Source organism: Paraburkholderia sp. SOS3 (genome assembly GCF_001922345.1).
Lineage (GTDB): Bacteria > Pseudomonadota > Gammaproteobacteria > Burkholderiales > Burkholderiaceae > Paraburkholderia.
The window spans coordinates 2,225,780-2,242,025 of the sequence record NZ_CP018812.1 but is presented as its reverse complement, the minus strand read 5'-3'; the positions used below and the strand labels follow the sequence as shown (position 1 = coordinate 2,242,025).

The following is a 16,246-nucleotide window of genomic DNA, read 5'->3' as shown; positions in this document are numbered from 1 at the left end:
GGAGCGGATATGAACAAGAGAGTGTTGCTGGCCTTCGGCACGCGGCCCGAAGCGATCAAGATGGCGCCGCTCGTCAGGCGGCTTGCGGGGACGGACGGCGTCGACTGCTTCGTTTGCGTGACTGGACAGCATCGCGAGATGCTCGATCAGGTACTCGAACTATTCCGCATTCGCACGCACTTCGACCTGAATGTGATGAAACGCGGCCAGGATCTGTACGACGTCACTGCGTCGATCATGCATGGCATGCGCGACGTGATTCGCGACTGCCGTCCGGACCTCGTACTCGTGCACGGCGATACGACGACGACGCTCGCGTCCTCGCTGGCGTCGTTCTATCAGCGTGTGCCGGTCGGGCACGTCGAAGCGGGGCTGCGTACCGGAGACCTGCTGTCGCCATGGCCCGAGGAAGCGAACCGCAAGCTGACCGGCGCGCTCGCGGCGCTGCATTTCGCGCCGACCGAACGGGCGCGGCAAAACCTGCTCGCGGAGGGCATAGACGATGCGCGCATCGTCGTGACCGGCAATACCGTGATCGATGCGCTGCTCGAGGTGCGCGCGCTGCTTGCGCGCGAGCCCGGGATTGCCGCTGCCGCCGACGCGGATCTGCCGTGCCTCGCGCCTGGCCGGCGCACGCTCGTCGTCACGGGACACCGGCGCGAGAGCTTCGGCGCGGGCTTCGAGCGCATTTGCGCGGCGCTCGCGCGCATCGCGCGTGCACGGCCCGACGTCGACATCGTGTACCCGGTTCATCTGAACCCCGCGGTTCGCGAACCGGTGAGCCGTCTGCTCGGCGGGATGGCGAACGTGCACCTGATCGAACCGCTGCAGTACCTGCCGTTCGTCCGGCTGATGGATCGCGCGGAGCTGATCCTGACCGATTCGGGTGGCGTGCAGGAAGAAGCGCCGTCGCTCGGCAAGCCGGTGCTCGTGATGCGCGATACGACGGAGCGCCAGGAAGCGGTCGACGCCGGCGTCGTCAAGCTCGTCGGTACCGACGAAGCGGCGATCGTCGCGGGCACGCTTGCGCTGCTCGACGATCCGCGCGCATGTGCGGCGATGGCGCGCATCGCGAACCCGTATGGCGACGGGCACGCCGCGGCTCGCATTGTCGATGCGCTGCAGGCCGTCTGGCGACGGGATGCCAGCCTATGCACGGTGTAACCGCTCACCGCTCGCATACGTTCAACGCTTGCGCCGGCCGTCATGTCCAATCAGGAAGGTCAAACACGAAAGGTATATTATGGAATTCGAAACAATTTCCGTAGTAGGACTCGGCTACATTGGTTTGCCGACGGCCGCTGCATTTGCGGCGAGACGCAAACGCGTGATCGGCGTCGATGTGAGCCAGCACGCGGTCGATACGATCAACCGCGGCGCGATTCATATCGTCGAGCCCGAACTCGACATGCTCGTGCATGCGGTTGTGTCGCAGGGATTCCTGCGTGCGACGATCGCACCGGAGCCGGCCGACGCGTTTCTGATCGCGGTGCCGACGCCGTTCGCCGAAGGGCATAAGCCCGATCTCGCGTATATCGAAGCGGCGAGCCGTGCGATCGCGCCGGTCCTGAAGAAGGGCGATCTCGTCGTGCTCGAATCGACGTCGCCGGTCGGCGCGACGGAGCTCGTCGCACGCTGGATGGCCGAGATGCGGCCGGACCTCAGTTTTCCGCAGCAAGCCGGCGAAGCGTCCGACATTCGCGTCGCGCATTGTCCGGAGCGCGTGCTGCCGGGCCATGTGATTCGCGAACTCGTCGAAAACGACCGCGTGATCGGCGGGATGACGCGGCGTTGCGGCGAAGCGGCGCGCGCGCTCTACCAGATCTTCGTGACCGGCAACTGTATCCTGACCGATGCGCGTACGGCCGAGATGTGCAAGCTGACCGAGAACGCGTTTCGCGACGTGAATATCGCATTTGCCAATGAGCTCTCGCTGATTTGCGAACAGCTCGATATCAACGTGTGGGAGCTGATTCGTCTCGCGAACCGGCATCCGCGCGTGAATATCCTGCAGCCGGGGCCCGGCGTAGGCGGCCACTGCATTGCCGTCGATCCGTGGTTCATCGTCGATTCGGCGCCGGACACGGCGCGCCTGATCCGCACGGCGCGAATCGTGAACGACGACAAGCCACACCATGTGCTCGACCGCATCGAGCGCGCGACCACGCGCTTCAAGGAGCCCGTCATTGCGTGCCTCGGGCTTGCGTTCAAGGCCGATATCGACGATCTGCGCGAAAGCCCTGCGCTTGGCATCGTGCGCGCACTTTCGGAACGCGGTATCGGGCGCGTGCTGGCTGTCGAGCCCAACGTCGCGGTGCTGCCGCCGTCGCTCGTCGGCAAGGCCGAATTGTGGGCGCTGCACGATGCAATCGCGGTGGCCGACGTGATCGTGATTCTCGTCGATCACACGCCGTTCAAGCGGATCGATCCGGTGCGCCTGCAGGCGAAAGTCGTGATCGATACGCGCGGGTTGCTCTCGCATGAGTGACGCAACGCGCAGCGCAGGGCGCGCCGGGAAGGCCGCTGCGCATTCCGGCGCGCGGGTGAGCCGCAACGTCGCGATCATGATCGTGTCGTTCGCGGTGAACTACCTCGCGTCGTTTGCGACATTTCCGTATTTGACGCGCATGCTCGGCCCCGAGAAGTTCGGCGTACTGGCATACGGCATGGCGCTCGCGGCGTACGGCACGTTGCTGACGGAATGGGGCTTCGGGCTGACCGGCCCGAAAGCGGTCGTCGAACGGGCCGGGCGCGCAGCCGCCCTCAATGAACTGATCTGGTCCGTGACGGCGGCGAAGGCGTGCTTATGCCTCGTGTCGTTCGCCGCGCTGGCTCTGCTGTTTGCGTTCACGCCGCACGATCCGAGTTCTCGTGACGTGATTCTGCTGTCGTGGCTCGGCGTCTTCGGCAATGTATTCACGCTCTACTGGTTTTTCCAGGGAACCGAGCGCTTCGGTCTGATCGCGGCGATGGTGGCGATCAATCGCGGCGTCACGTTGCCCCTGACTTTCTGGCTCGTCCATGGACCGCAGGACGTGGCGCTTGCCGCGGCGATCCAGGCAGCCGGGCCCGTAGTGGCCGCGCTGCTGTCGGTCGTGATCGCATGGCGCTTCGGTGTGCTGCGCGCGCCGCAGTCGTCGTGGGGCGCGGTCCGCCGGCAAATTGCCGAAGCGGCCGACGCGTTCGTTGCGAACGCATCGGTAAGCCTGTTCGGTGCGGCCAACACGATTCTGCTGAAGTGTTCGGCCGGCGTGTATCAGGCTGGCCTCTATGCGGCAGCAGAAAAATTGCGCACGGTCGGCAATCTCGCTCCCGCGCAGCTATGCGCCGTGCTCTATCCGCGCATCGCTGCATTGTTCGCGTGCGATCGCGCATCGGCCGCCCGGCTGACCGTGCTCGGTGCGGTCATAACGTTGGCCATCTCGGCTGTGTGCGCCGCGTTGTTTATCGGCTGGGCCGAGCCGCTCGCGCATTTCGTGCTTGGCGGCGAATTCAGCGGCGCGGCTCCGGTTCTCGCCTTGTTGTGCGGGTCGATGGTGTTCGGCAATCTCGCTTATTTCCTGGGACTTCAGGTGCTGTTGCCGTTCGGGGCGGGCCGTAGCCGGTCGCGCCTGATTCTCGCCACGGGCCTGCTCAATGTGGCGGTCGCCTTTGCGCTCGTGCCGCGTCACGGCGCGCAAGGCGCGGCCGTTGCGTTTCTGCTCGCACAAGCCGTGCTGCTTGCGCTTTATCTATGGTCGATTTTCGCCGACAGCCAGCGTCGCGTGTATCTGACCGGCTGGTGGAGACATCGATGAATGCACCGATGCACGTCGCCCCCGTAAGAAGCGCGCGGCGCCCGATACGCGTGCTGCATGTCGGCCCTGGCCGGGGGCAACGCGGCGGCATCGCGTCCGTGCTCGCCGAACTCGGTTCGCAGCGCGCGCGTTTCGCGAATGCGGCGGTGGGACTGTCATTCTTCGAAACGCGCGGCTTCAAGCGTTTCGCAGCGCTTGCCGCGTTTGTATTCGTCGATTTGCCGAGCTTCACGTTCGGTGCGTTGCCGCATGCCGACATCGTTCATTTTCACGTGTCCGTACACGGATCGTTCTATCGCAAGCTGATGCTGTGGACGCTTGCGAAGCTGCGCGGCAAGAAGACGATTTTCCATTTGCATGCTGGCAACTTTCTGCCGTTCGCGATGCAGTCCGGCCCGATCACTCGCAAGGCCATCGCATGGTTTCTGCGCAATGCGAACGCGTCCGTGGCGGTGTCCAGTCCGATTGCCGACGAAATGCGGCGGCTCGGTGCGGCGCGTCGCACGCTGCGCGTGATCGGCAATTCCGCGCACGACGCGGAGACGGCGGCTCACGAGCATATGGCCCGCCGCGAGATGCAGGATGCCGCGCTGTCGCAGCCCTATATCGCCTTTGCCGGCCGGCTGACCGAACAGAAGGGCATCGACGACCTGCTGACCGCGATCGCGCTGCTTGCCGGCGACGGCTACTACGTGCCCGTGTGCTTCGCCGGCGGTGGCGACATCGCGCGCTGGGAACGGCTCGCACGCGACTATCGGATCGACGACCGGGTGCGGTTCGTCGGCTGGCTCGAAGGCGATGAGAAGCTCGCGTTCTATCGTGGCGCACGCGCGTTCTGCATGCCGAGCCACTACGAAGCGTTCGGCATTGCGACGCTCGAGGCGATGTTTTCGTCGGTGCCGGTTATCGGCACGCGCGTCGGCGGCTTTCTCGATCTCATCGAAGATGGCGTGTCCGGCTTTCTTGTCGAGCCGTCCGACCCGCACGCGCTCGCGTTGTGCCTGAGGCTGCTGATGGGCGATGCGGACAAAGCCGTATCGATGGGGCGTGCGGCGTTCGCGCGTGCGCAACAGCACTATTCGTGCGCAGCCGTTGTCGAGCGCTACATCGATTGCTATCGAACGGTAAGCGCAATCTCGCGCACCGAGCGAGATAAATCGTGACGAAGAGCCGCTGGTGCCTGCGCGTGGTTGCATGTGTGGTGAGCATGACGGCCGCTTTGGCGACGTGCGCGCCTGCTCGCACAGCGGAGATCGATGTGCCGGCACGCTTGGACTCGACCGTATACACGACGCTGTATGAAATCGACTGGCAGCGCGGCCTCGACCCGCGAGCCGGTGTCCAGGCAAACCCGAGCGGCATCGAGCTCGTTAGCGATCCTGCCGATGCGGCCCGTTCCGCGAATGCTGCACGCAAGGTGCTGCGCGCACATATCGATCGCGGCGAGCGCTATGCAGGCGTCGCGAATGGCGTGCCGCGCGCGGAACTGCTGTTTCCGGCGCCCGTGCGCTTCCAGCAGAACCGCGACTACCTGATTCGCTGGAGCACATGGCTGCCGGCGAACTTTTCCTTCGATTCGCGTCAACTGATGATCATCGCGCAGGTCAACCAGGGCAAATGGACCGGCGCACCGACCCTTGCCCTCGCGCTGCTCGGCGAGCGCTACGCACTATCGGTGCATGGCGGCGCGAAGCACGACACGGTCTCCGCGGGTAAGTGGCTGTGCTGCGCAAGCGCGGACCGCGGGCGCTGGGTGCATTGGGCCATCCATTACGTGCCGGACGAAACGGGACAACATGCGCTCACCGAACTCTATAAGGACGGCGTGCAGGTGTTTGCGGCGCGCGGTGCGGCAAATGCGTATCCGGGCGTCGACGATGCCTATCTGAAACTCGGCCTCTACAAACCAAAGTGGGACATGGCGCCCTCCGACGTCGATACGAGCACTGTCTTATACGGCCCGCTATCCGTCTCCGTCTCCGTCACGCGGCGCTGATCGGGCCGCATCTCATTGCTTTGTGACGAGCCGCTCGAACTGCTCGAAAGGCATCGTCGATCTTGCCGTCATTGTTTATGAAACGTATCGAACTCTTCGGCTGCCCGATGGACGCCGCGACGATGGACGAAGCCGTCGAATGGATCGGGCAGCGTATTGCCGCGAGGCAGTTTACGCAGCATGTCGTCGTCAACGTCGCAAAGCTGGTGCATATGCAAAACGATGCACGGCTCGCGGAGTCGGTGCGTGCCTGCGACATCGTCAATATCGACGGAATGGGCGTCGTATGGGGCGCGCGGCTGCTTGGACACGACGTGCCCGAACGCGTTGCGGGCGTCGATCTGTTCGACCGGCTGCTCGCGCATGCGGCAACGCGCGGCTATCCGGTGTTTCTGCTCGGCGGCACGGGGAGCGTCGTCGAGCGCGCGGCGCAGGCTTGCATCGGGCGTCACGCGCGACTCGATATCGCGGGTCATCACCACGGCTACTTCTGGGACGACGAAGAGGCCGTGGTGCAAGCGATCCGCGCATCGCGTGCGCGCCTTCTATTCGTGGCGATCACCTCGCCGAAGAAGGAAAACTTTATCAACCGCTGGAAGAACGAACTGGGCGTCGATTTCGTGATGGGTGTCGGGGGCACGTTCGATGTGATCGCGGGAAAAGTCAGGCGCGCGCCGCGCTGGATGCAGCGTTGCGGCCTCGAGTGGCTGTTTCGTGTCATGCAGGAGCCACGTCGGATGTGGCGTCGCTACCTCGGCACGAACAGCCGTTTTGCGCTGATGCTCGGCAGGGCGTGGCTCGCTACGCGGCGCGGATAAGCGGAGCAGGGCAGATGGAACGTTGGCTGAAGGCGTCCGCGAACCCGACACGCCGCCTGGCGTTGCGGCATATGAACCCGTGGACGCTCGTGCTGTGCGTCTATATCGCGTACAACCTGCCGGGGCTGATCGACATGCCGTGGTCGATCAAGGATGCATACGACAAGAGCCTGTGCTGGGATCTGTTCGGCATCGGATTGCTGGGGCTCGTGCTCGGGTATGCCGTGTCGGGCATCGCTTCGTCGGGACGCGCGGTCTTGCGTGCGAGACCGTTGCAGCCTCGCACGTCGAAGCAGCTGACCTGCGTATTCTTCGCGCTGTTTGCGGGCTGCGTGGTGTTCGAAATTCTCGCGAATCGCGGTATTCCTCTGTTCATGGGCGAATCGCGATTCGGCAATTCCGCGCTCGTCTCGAACCTTGCGCCGCTATACGGCTTCTGGCTCATGATTCGCACGATCTCGGACATCGAAAGCGCACGCAAGGTCGATCTCGTGCAGCCAGTCGTCTACATCGCGGGCATTCTTCTGCTCGGTTACCGTTCGCCTGTGCTCGCGTTCGTCACGGTTTGCTATGTGTATTACGCGATTTTCAGGGTGTCGGGGCGCAAGGCCGCGATATTGAGCCTGGTCGCCGCATGCGCGTTGCTCGGCTTTGCCGCGACGATGGCTTTTTTTCGCGTGGCGCAAAGCTACGACGTCGAACGCTTTTTCACCAATATCGATTTCCGATTTGTCGGCGAGCACCGCTATCTGTTGCCGTTCGTGCCTGCGCTGTCGATGTTCGATGCGAGTCAGAACACGATTGCCACGCTGGGCAGTTCGATGCACGACCATCTGTATGGCGGCCTGCTGCTCAGTAACTTCGAAACGTTTTTGCCGGGCAAGCATTGGGGTGCACGCAATATCGTCGGCGATCTGGTCGGCGCGCGGTGGATTGCCGGGCGCCCGATGAGCATTACGCCGACGCTGCAAGGCGCGCTCTTCGTCGACTTCGGTTATGTCGGCGTGTTCGCCGGTTTCTTCGGTATTGCATTCGGCGTCGCGCGGCTTCACGCGTACGCGTTGCGCTGCGGGGTGCTGGCGCGTTTTGGCTTCTGCTATCTGCTGACCCTCGTGCTGATGTCGATTCACTCGGGCTACTGGGACGTCAACTTCGTATTCTTTCTGCTGTTCCTTATCGCGATCAGGATCTTCGATCATCTGAAATCGCTATCCTGCCGTTCGTCGTGAATTCGTGAGTGACCTATGATCTACGTCTTTCGCTTGTCCCGTTTGTTGTACCGGCTTCGTGTGCCTTGCTTGCCGTGGCTGCTCAAGGTGCTCAACCGGATGCTCTTTTCCGTTTCGCTGCCGCCGTCGGTCGAGGTCGGGCGCAACGTGACGTTCGGTTATCAGGGGCTCGGGATTGTCGTACATCGGCACGCCGCGATCGGCAGCAATGTGATCGTCGCGCCGAATGTCGTGATTGGCGGACGCGGCGGGCGGCCCGGTGCGCCCGTCATCGAAGATGACGTGTTGATCGGCGCCGGCGCTTGCATACTGGGACCGGTAACGATTGGCCGCGGCGCGCGCATCGGCGCGAATGCGGTGGTGATGGTAGACGTGCCGGCCGGTGCGACTGCGGTGGGAGTGCCGGCGCGCATCGTGCGCGAATAACGGCGCCGGTGCACGCGGGCGGCATGGCATCAATACGCGTTGCTGCCCACAAATCCCTTCAAGACCGTCAGCCAGACGATCTTCAGATCCAGCCCCATCGTCCAGTGCTGGATATAGTGAATATCGAACATCACGCGCGCCGCCATCTTCTCCACGCGTTCCGTCTCCCCCCGATACCCGTTGACCTGCGCCCATCCGGTGATCCCCGGCTTGATCCGATACCGGTACATATAGTCCTGCACGAGATGCTTGTAATACTCGTCGTGCTCGACCGCATGCGGCCGCGGCCCCACCACCGACATCTCGCCCTTCAGCACGTTGATGAACTGCGGCAACTCATCGAGGCTCGTGCCGCGCAGAAAGCGGCCGACGCGCGTGATGCGCGCGTCGTTGCGGCTCGCCTGTTTCACCGCGCCGGGCCGGTCGGCGTCCTGATACATCGTGCGGAACTTGTAGATCGAAAATACTTCGCCGTTCATGCCCTTGCGGCTTTGCCGGAAGAACACCGGCCCCGGCGACGAGCATTTGACGGCCAGCGCGATCAGCGCCAGCACCGGCGCGAGCCCCAGCAGCGCGCATAGCGCGAAGAGCCGGTCGAAGATCGCCTTGGGCAGCACACGCAGGCCGCGTTCGGGCGACGCAATCACATTGAGCACGGGCACGCCGAGGCAATCGACGATGGCCGGTTCCGGCAGCAGGCGCCCCTCGAGTGCGGGCACGATGCGGATATTGACGAAGTCGTCGCGAAACGCGTCGACGATCTGTTCGACGCACGCCGGTTCGTCTCGCGCATCGACAATCCACAGTTCGCCGATGCGATGCGCACGCACCAGTTGCGCAAACGATTCGAGCTGGCACACGGTCGGAATGTCCGCCACGAGCGTGTCGCGTTCCAGCGCGGTATCGAAGATCAGTTCTGGTGTGTACGCGGTGTCCTGATTCGTGGCGAGCCGTGTAGCAATCGCGCGGCCGTGTTCGGCTCGAGCGACGATCGCGACCGGCGTACGTCCGTAGCCGCGGCTGCGCAGGGCGCGAAGCGCGGTGTACAGCGTATAGCGATGAAGCAGCATCAGTGCCGCACTGAACGCCGTCCAGCCGAGAATCCAGTTCATACGTTGCGCCGCGCCCGGGTAAGCGCTTGAAATCAGCGCGATCGCGAGTTGCGCGGCGAGCCAGCCGCACATTGCGCGCGTAGTGGACCGTGCCGCCGCCCCGTTGCTGTCGGACGACCGGTAGACGCCGATCAGATGGAACGCGAGCAGCGCCAGCAGGACGCCAAGCAAGCCGAACAGATCGTCGAGATGCGAAGTGGTCGCATCGCTGTATGTGCACGAAAGCGCGAACAGCGCGCCGGCGACGATCATCAACAGATCGCCGATTTGTAAAGCGAGTGAAAACATGGGACGCGAAGCCAAAAGCGTTCAGAAGCGAAGAAAAGGCGATGTGACCGGATCGTAGCGAGATGCCGCGACAGCAGGTCATGAGTGTTCACAGGCAGTGGTCGCAGGCGCGGGACGCATGAGGTCAGGCTGCAAGCCGCGCGGCGCCCGCGCTCAAGACGGATCGTGGCGTGCGCGGCTGCGGTATTCGGTCGGCGACAGATGGACGACTTGCCGGAACAGCCGCGCGAGGCATTCGCCGCTTGTCAGGCCGCAGCGGCGTGCAATCTTGTCGACGGGCAGATCGCTCTGCGCGAGCAGGCTCGACGCGAGTTCAACGCGTGTGCGGCGCAGATGCTCGGATGGCTTGATGCCCATCTCCGCGCGAAAATGCCGCAGATATGAGCGCTCGCTCATGCCTGCGTGCTGCGCGGCCGTCGTGATCGATATACGCTTGTCGCAGTTGCGCGCGATCCACTGCGCGCTGTCGCGGATCTTCCGCCTGATCGGTTCATGGCTATCCAGCGCGATGGAGACCGGCTTCGGCAGGCTTGTCCACGACAACTGCGTGGCCACGACGTGCGCGGCGTCGGCGCCGAGATCGCGGCGCACGGTGTCGAGCGCCACCTCGATGGCCGGCACGATCGACGCGTCGCGAACGGCGTCGGCATGTTGCGCGCGGGCGGCGCGCAGGATCGCGTTGCCTTCGCCGATCGCGCCGACCGTCCCGGCGGCTGCGCTTGCCTCGCGCAGCCATGTGAGCAGCCGCGAGTCGCCGGCAGCTTCGCGCGCGCCGTCGCCGCCGGCGACGAACAATGCGCGAAAGCCACGATGCCGCGCCGCATGTTCAGGAAGCTTCTGCGTGAGAACGGCGATGCGCAGCGAGCAGGTCACATGTTCGCCGCTTGCCGAAAGATAGGTGGTTGTGTAGCGTGGCGCCGATGCGCCGGCGTCGAGCCGGTTGGCCTTTTCGAAGACATCGGCGACTTCCGCGGCCTGCAACAACGAGAATCGATCGAACAGCACAATGCCGATCGTGTACGGCGCGGTGCCCGTTGGCCGTCTGGACGGCGTAAAAGCATAGTCGATCGAACTCATCTTCGGTGCATCTCCACGTGACAACGGATCCGCTGGTCAAGCCGCACGCATTTTCATGTGGCTTGTCGGCGGGCGGCCCGCGGGTCTTGCTGCGCGCAACTCGTTCCCCAGCGTCGAGGGGGGAAGCATAGTGAGCATGACGCGGAGGGAATATAGGACCACTCCGATTTGGTCCTGAGAAAAGTCCGGGCCTTGCGAGAGCTTGACGGGAGTCAATGTCCGAAGCGCAATTGCGGCGCTATTTGCGGCGCTGAACGCGGACCTCGGACGTCGCGATTCTTTCGAAACATGAACGAACGCGCGGTAGTTGCAGTACTTTCCGCGCTCGCTGCGGATTGCGCGGAAGCGCAGTGCCGGTGCTCGCTACCGGGTGCGCCAGGTGTGCCTGCATCAGTTGCCTTTTCATGGGCGTCAACTATTTGCGTCGACCTTTTGCGGATATGCGGCACCGAGCAATTCAGCCATCCAGTCGATAACGATGCGCACGCGCGGTGCGAGGTGACGTTGCTGCGGAAACACGATCGACGCAGGCAACGGCGGCGCCTTCCAGTCCTGCAGCACCTCGATCAACTGACCGGACGCAACGAGCGGTTCGATGCTCGCGCGCGGCGCCTGGATGAGGCCAAGTCCGGCAAGACAGCATCCCAGATACGCGTGTGCGCTGTTGACCGACACCGAACTGCGCATCGTGATCGTGCGCAGTTCGCCGTCTTCCTCGAATTCCCAATCGAGGTCGCGGCCCGTGCGATTCGAAAAGAAACCGACGGCGACGTGGTCCGCGAGATCGTCGGGCGAGCGCGGCACGCCGTGTTTCTCGAGGTAAGCCGGGGACGCGCAATGAAACTGCTGGAACTCGCCGACGCGCCGCGCGACGAGCGACTGATCGCGCAACGTGCCGACGCGCAGTGCGCAATCGATGCCGTCGTCGATCAGATCGACCAGGCGATCGGTTGCGGACAGCACGATGCGGATATCGGGGTAGCGCGCAAAGAAATCGGGCAGCGCCGGAATAACCGTATGCAGGGCGAGCCGTTCGGGCATGTCGACGCGTACTGCGCCACGCGGGCCCGCGGACGCGTCGGCGAAGAGCGACTCGGCATCGTCGATATCGGCGAGCGCCTGCATGCAGCGCGCGTGGTAAAGCGCGCCTTCGGCCGTCAGCGCGACACGGCGCGTCGTGCGCTGCAGCAGACGTACGCGCAGATGCGCTTCCAGATATTGAATCGCATTGCTGACGGTCGGGCGCGGCAATTGCATCTGCTCAGCCGCCTTCGTGAAGCTGCCAAGTTGCGCAACGCGCACGAACACTCTCATTGCCTGCAAGTGGTCCATCCGGGGCTCCTGATCTGCCGTGTTTTGCCGCGTGCGTGGCTTCGGTGGCCGGCTAAGGGCCGCGGCTGCGCGCGCGTGACCTTCGATTGTTAGCGCTTTTCGACCAGTCTGGTCGAAGCCGGCGCGTTTATCGCCGACCGTACGGGATGCAGAATTTGCTGCGTAATCGACACGTCCCGCCATCTTTCGGAGTACCTGATGAACAACCGTCGCCTGGGCCGGCAAGGCCCGCAAGTATCCGCCATCGGCCTTGGCTGCATGGGCATGTCCGACGTGTACGGTCCCGCCGACCGCACCGAAAGCATCGCGACGCTGCACGCCGCGCTCGATTCCGGCATTACGCTGCTCGACACCGGCGACTTCTACGGCATGGGCGACAACGAGATGTTGATTCGCGATGCGTTGCGCGGACGCCAGCGTGAAAACGTCGTGATCAGCGTGAAGTTCGGCGCGCTGCGCGACCCGGCCGGCAACTGGCTTGGCAACGACGCACGGCCCGCGTCAGTACGCAATTTCCTCAGCTATTCGCTAAAGCGCCTCGGCACGGACTATATCGACATTTACCGTCCGGCGCGACTCGATCCGTCCGTGCCCGTCGAGGACACCGTCGGCGCGATCGCGGATCTGATCAAACAGGGTTATGTGCGGCACGTCGGTCTGTCCGAAGTCGGCGACGAGACGCTGCGCCGCGCGCACAAGGTCGCACCGGTCAGCGATTTGCAGATCGAATACTCGCTGATGTCGCGCGGCATCGAGCGCGGCATCCTGCAGACGTGCCGCGAACTGGGCATCGGCGTGACGGCGTACGGCGTGCTGTCGCGCGGGCTGTTGAGCGGCAGCTGGTCGAAAGAACGCAAGCTCGAGCGCGATTTTCGCGGCATCAGCCCGCGCTTCCAGGGTGAGAATCTCGAACGCAACCTGAAGCTCGTCGACAAACTGCGTGAAGTCGCCGCGGCCCACGGCGGCAACCCGGCACAACTGGCGCTCGCCTGGGTGCTCACGCGCGGCGACGACATCGTGCCGCTCATCGGCGCGCGCCGCCGTCCGCAACTGCACGATGCGCTCGCCACGCTCGAGATGCGGTTCAGTGCGGACGAACTCGCGCAGATCGAAGCGGCGGTGCCGGCCGAAGCCGTCGCGGGCGCACGTTACAACGAGATCGGCATGAAGCATCTCGACAGCGAACAGCATTATGCCGACCATTGAATGAGGTGCCGCGCGATGAGCGCGTCAACCTCGATGCGAGCCGAACGTCGCGCCGGAAAAACGGGTATTGCCGCTCGCGGCCACGCAGGCATACCGGCCGCCTGCGTTTTCGGCAAATTCTTCCGCTTTAACGGTTACAGGCGCAGCGCGAAGCGGCTTCGTCCTTCCTCCGTTCACCTTCGACAGCGCTAGATCTCCCCGCGCTCGACGATGACGATAGCGTCGTCCCGCTAACCCCCATTTCGCGCGCCAACCCGCTTGCCGCTTAAGTTTCGTGGCGATCTGCCGATACAAAAACAAGGCCGCGGTGCACTCGTGCCGAAGCATGCGATCGCATGTTCGCGTGCGCGGCATGCCGCGCGCTCGAATACAGCTGTTAAACAGTTGTATCGAAGTGTTGGGGAGCACCTGTTTGTTAGTGTGCTGCCTTTACAATTCTGCTTGAATTTTAATCGCCTATCTGGCCCTATTGACGAAGGATCGCTGCACTTGAGCCGCGGCTTCGTCAAATACGGCGGACGTCGATGGTCACGCTGGCAACGCCGCGGACGTCGCGTCAGCCGACGAACATGGAGCAAAAGATGTCGAATCGTTGTTTCGACAGGAGTAGTGACAGGCGTGCCGGCCGCCGTGGCTTGCGCGGCGTTGGCGGCATCTGTGGCCTGGCCAGGCTGGCGCTTGCCGTCGCGCTCTCCGGTTGTGTGAATGTTCAGCAGCAGGGCGCCGGTGCGGATGTCGCGGCATCAGGCGTACCGGCCGCGTCCGCACCGGCGGTCGCCGCGGCGCCGGCCGCCGCGGCATCCGGCGTTGCAGCTGTTGCGCAGGATGCTGCGGTGCACGCAATGGAATCGAAGGCGACGCCGCCGCCCGCCGTCGTCAAGCCGGCGATGTATAGAGTGCGGCGCGGCGATACGCTCAAACGGATTGCGCAGAAGCACAACGTCACCGTTAAACAGTTGGCCGCGTGGAACCGGATCAAGGTGTCGGCGCGCGTGAAACCGGGGCAGACGCTCGTTGTTTCGTCGCCTGAAGCGGCGCGCAACGCTACCGCGGCCGCGGCTGCGGCTTCCACTCCAGCCTCGAGTTCTGCAGCGTCGATTGCAAGCAGCACGCCGCCGGCCGCCGATGCGGTTTCCGCGAGCACGCCGCAGCAGACGCAGCAGACGCAGCAGACGCAGCAGCCGTCCTCAGCGAGCGCCGAGCCGCCGACGCCCGAGGAAGTGCACCAGGTCACTGCAGCACTGGCGCGTCACGCGAATGGCGTCTCGCTTGCATGGCCTGCGCAGGGCAACGTCGTCGAACAGTTCCAGCCTGGCGAAACGCGCGGTATCGAAATCGGCGGCAAGCCAGGCGACCCGATACGCGCAGCCGCCGACGGCAAGGTGATGTACGCGGGCACGGGTCTGAACGAATACGGCAGCCTGATAATCGTCCAGCACAACAAGGACTTTCTGACGGCCTACTCGCATAATCGCAAGCTGCTCGTGAAGACCGGCGACATCGTTCGCAAGGGGCAGCAGATTGCGGAGATGGGCAGTGAAAACAACTCGCGCGTGTCGGTCGGATTCGAACTGCGGCGCGACGGCAAGCCGATCGATCCGATGCCTTATCTGCCGCACAACCGCGGTTGACGGCCGGCATCGAAAGCGGACCGCCATAGGACGCCGCTGCGTGCGAGCGCAGCGGCTCCGCTTTATGACCGCTCCATACCCACTTCATACACGCTTCATGCCCGCTTCACGGGCGCTTCCCGATCGCCACGAACTTCAGATTCTCCGGCCCCGTGTAATTCGCGCTCGGCCGGATGATCTTGTTGTCGATGCGCTGCTCGATGATGTGCGCGCTCCAGCCGCTCGTGCGCGCGATCACGAACACGGGCGTGAACATCGCGGTCGGCACGCCCATCATGTGGTACGACACGGCGCTGAACCAGTCGAGATTCGGGAACATCTTCTTGGCGTCCCACATCACCGTCTCGAGCCGCTCGGCGATGTCGAACAGCTTCGTGTTGTTCGCCTCCTTCGACAGCTTCTTCGCGACTTCCCGGATCACCTTGTTGCGCGGGTCGCCGGTCGTGTAGACCGGGTGCCCGAAGCCGATCACGACTTCCCTGTTTTCCACGCGCCTGCGGATGTCGGCTTCGGCTTCGTCCGGGTTCCGGTAGCGCGTTTGCACCTCGAATGCCGCCTCGTTCGCGCCGCCGTGCTTCGGCCCGCGCAGCGCGCCGATCGCGCCGGTGATGGCCGAATAGATGTCCGCGCCCGTGCCCGCGATCACGCGCCCCGCGAACGTCGACGCATTGAACTCGTGCTCGGCATACAAGTTCAGCGACACGTGCATCGCGTCGACCCACGACTTCGACGGCGGCGTGCCGTGCAGCAGATGCAGGAAGTGGCCGCCGATCGAGTCGTCGTCGGTTTCGACCTCGATGCGCCGGCCGTTGTGCGAGTAGTGATACCAGTAGAGCAGCATCGAGCCCAGTGACGCCATCAGGCGATCGGCGATATCGCGTGCGCCGGCGACGCTGTGATCGTCCTTCTCGGGCAGCACGGTGCCCAGCGCCGAGACGCCGGTGCGCATGACGTCCATCGGATGCGCGGCGGCCGGAATCCATTCGAGCACGGCTTTCACGTTCGCGGGCAGGCCGCGCATCGCCTTGAGCTTCGTTCTGTACGCGGCCAGCTCGGCGAGGTTCGGCAGCTTGCCGTGCACGAGCAGATGCGCGATCTCCTCGAATTCGCAGGCGCCCGCGAGATCGAGAATGTCGTAGCCGCGGTAGTGCAGGTCGTTGCCGGTGCGGCCGACCGTGCACAGCGCCGTATTGCCGGCCGTCACGCCCGACAGCGCGACCGATTTCTTCGGTTTGAATGCGCCCGCTGCGGATGGACCGGACGTGCTGGACGTGTCTGCTTCGCTCATCTTCGTTTCCTCATCGTTTATTCAGGCTCACTGAATATTGACTCGC

The 16,246-nt window shown here is 64.0% G+C and carries 14 protein-coding genes; 10 read left to right on the top strand and 4 right to left on the bottom strand.

The genetic code is table 11. From position 1 onward, the window contains the following. Window positions 1-9 precede the first annotated feature (9 nt). The 8 genes from wecB (at window position 10) to BTO02_RS30090 (ending at window position 8,266) form a co-directional block, all read left to right on the top strand. Window positions 10-1,164: a non-hydrolyzing UDP-N-acetylglucosamine 2-epimerase gene (gene wecB, locus BTO02_RS30125; RefSeq protein WP_075160681.1), complete on the top strand. Its 1,155-nt coding sequence runs from the start codon at window positions 10-12 to the stop codon at window positions 1,162-1,164. 79 nt (window positions 1,165-1,243) lie between these two features. Next, the gene (wecC, locus tag BTO02_RS30120) at window positions 1,244-2,488 is read left to right on the top strand and encodes a UDP-N-acetyl-D-mannosamine dehydrogenase (protein ID WP_075160680.1); all 1,245 of its coding nucleotides are present in this window, start codon (window positions 1,244-1,246) and stop codon (window positions 2,486-2,488) included. Beyond that, a complete protein-coding gene (locus BTO02_RS30115; RefSeq protein ID WP_075160679.1) occupies window positions 2,481-3,797 on the top strand; it encodes a flippase in 1,317 nt (438 codons plus the stop codon). Before wecC ends, BTO02_RS30115 begins: the two co-directional genes overlap by 8 nt. Beyond that, a complete protein-coding gene (locus tag BTO02_RS30110; RefSeq protein ID WP_075160678.1) occupies window positions 3,794-4,960 on the top strand; it encodes a glycosyltransferase family 4 protein in 1,167 nt (388 codons plus the stop codon). The genes BTO02_RS30115 and BTO02_RS30110 overlap by 4 nt, the downstream gene beginning before the upstream one ends. A gap of 107 nt (window positions 4,961-5,067) precedes the next feature. Further along, a complete protein-coding gene (locus tag BTO02_RS30105) occupies window positions 5,068-5,793 on the top strand; it encodes a heparin lyase I family protein (RefSeq protein ID WP_075161528.1) in 726 nt (241 codons plus the stop codon). Window positions 5,794-5,870: 77 nt separating this feature from the next. Beyond that, a complete protein-coding gene (locus BTO02_RS30100) occupies window positions 5,871-6,611 on the top strand; it encodes a WecB/TagA/CpsF family glycosyltransferase (protein WP_075160677.1) in 741 nt (246 codons plus the stop codon). Between the two features lie 14 nt (window positions 6,612-6,625). Continuing rightward, window positions 6,626-7,840, top strand: coding sequence for a hypothetical protein (locus tag BTO02_RS30095; protein ID WP_075160676.1), 1,215 nt, complete (start codon window positions 6,626-6,628; stop codon window positions 7,838-7,840). 15 nt (window positions 7,841-7,855) lie between these two features. Beyond that, complete coding sequence (locus tag BTO02_RS30090; protein WP_075160675.1) at window positions 7,856-8,266, top strand: serine O-acetyltransferase; 411 nt, start codon at window positions 7,856-7,858, stop codon at window positions 8,264-8,266. Between the two features lie 29 nt (window positions 8,267-8,295). On the opposite strand, the gene BTO02_RS30085 is transcribed toward BTO02_RS30090, so the two are convergent. From BTO02_RS30085 to BTO02_RS30075, 3 genes are all read right to left on the bottom strand, one after another. Then, complete coding sequence (locus BTO02_RS30085) at window positions 8,296-9,666, bottom strand: undecaprenyl-phosphate glucose phosphotransferase (protein WP_075160674.1); 1,371 nt, start codon at window positions 9,664-9,666, stop codon at window positions 8,296-8,298. A gap of 153 nt (window positions 9,667-9,819) precedes the next feature. Continuing rightward, a complete protein-coding gene (locus BTO02_RS30080; protein ID WP_083615448.1) occupies window positions 9,820-10,743 on the bottom strand; it encodes a GlxA family transcriptional regulator in 924 nt (307 codons plus the stop codon). A 411-nt stretch (window positions 10,744-11,154) separates the two neighbouring features. Continuing rightward, window positions 11,155-12,075: a LysR family transcriptional regulator gene (locus BTO02_RS30075; RefSeq protein ID WP_075160673.1), complete on the bottom strand. Its 921-nt coding sequence runs from the start codon at window positions 12,073-12,075 to the stop codon at window positions 11,155-11,157. A gap of 198 nt (window positions 12,076-12,273) precedes the next feature. Between BTO02_RS30075 and BTO02_RS30070 the strand changes: the two genes are divergently transcribed. Together BTO02_RS30070 and BTO02_RS30065 are read left to right on the top strand one after the other, a co-directional pair. Beyond that, entirely contained in the window at window positions 12,274-13,281 is a 1,008-nt protein-coding gene (locus BTO02_RS30070; protein WP_075160672.1) for an aldo/keto reductase, read from the top strand. Window positions 13,282-13,862: 581 nt separating this feature from the next. Then, on the top strand, window positions 13,863-14,912 hold the full coding sequence (locus BTO02_RS30065; RefSeq protein ID WP_075161526.1) for a M23 family metallopeptidase: 1,050 nt from the start codon (window positions 13,863-13,865) through the stop codon (window positions 14,910-14,912). A 106-nt stretch (window positions 14,913-15,018) separates the two neighbouring features. Here BTO02_RS30065 and prpC read toward each other — a convergent pair whose 3' ends face one another. Further along, the gene (gene prpC / locus BTO02_RS30060; protein ID WP_075160671.1) at window positions 15,019-16,200 is read right to left on the bottom strand and encodes a bifunctional 2-methylcitrate synthase/citrate synthase; all 1,182 of its coding nucleotides are present in this window, start codon (window positions 16,198-16,200) and stop codon (window positions 15,019-15,021) included. Window positions 16,201-16,246 lie beyond the last annotated feature (46 nt).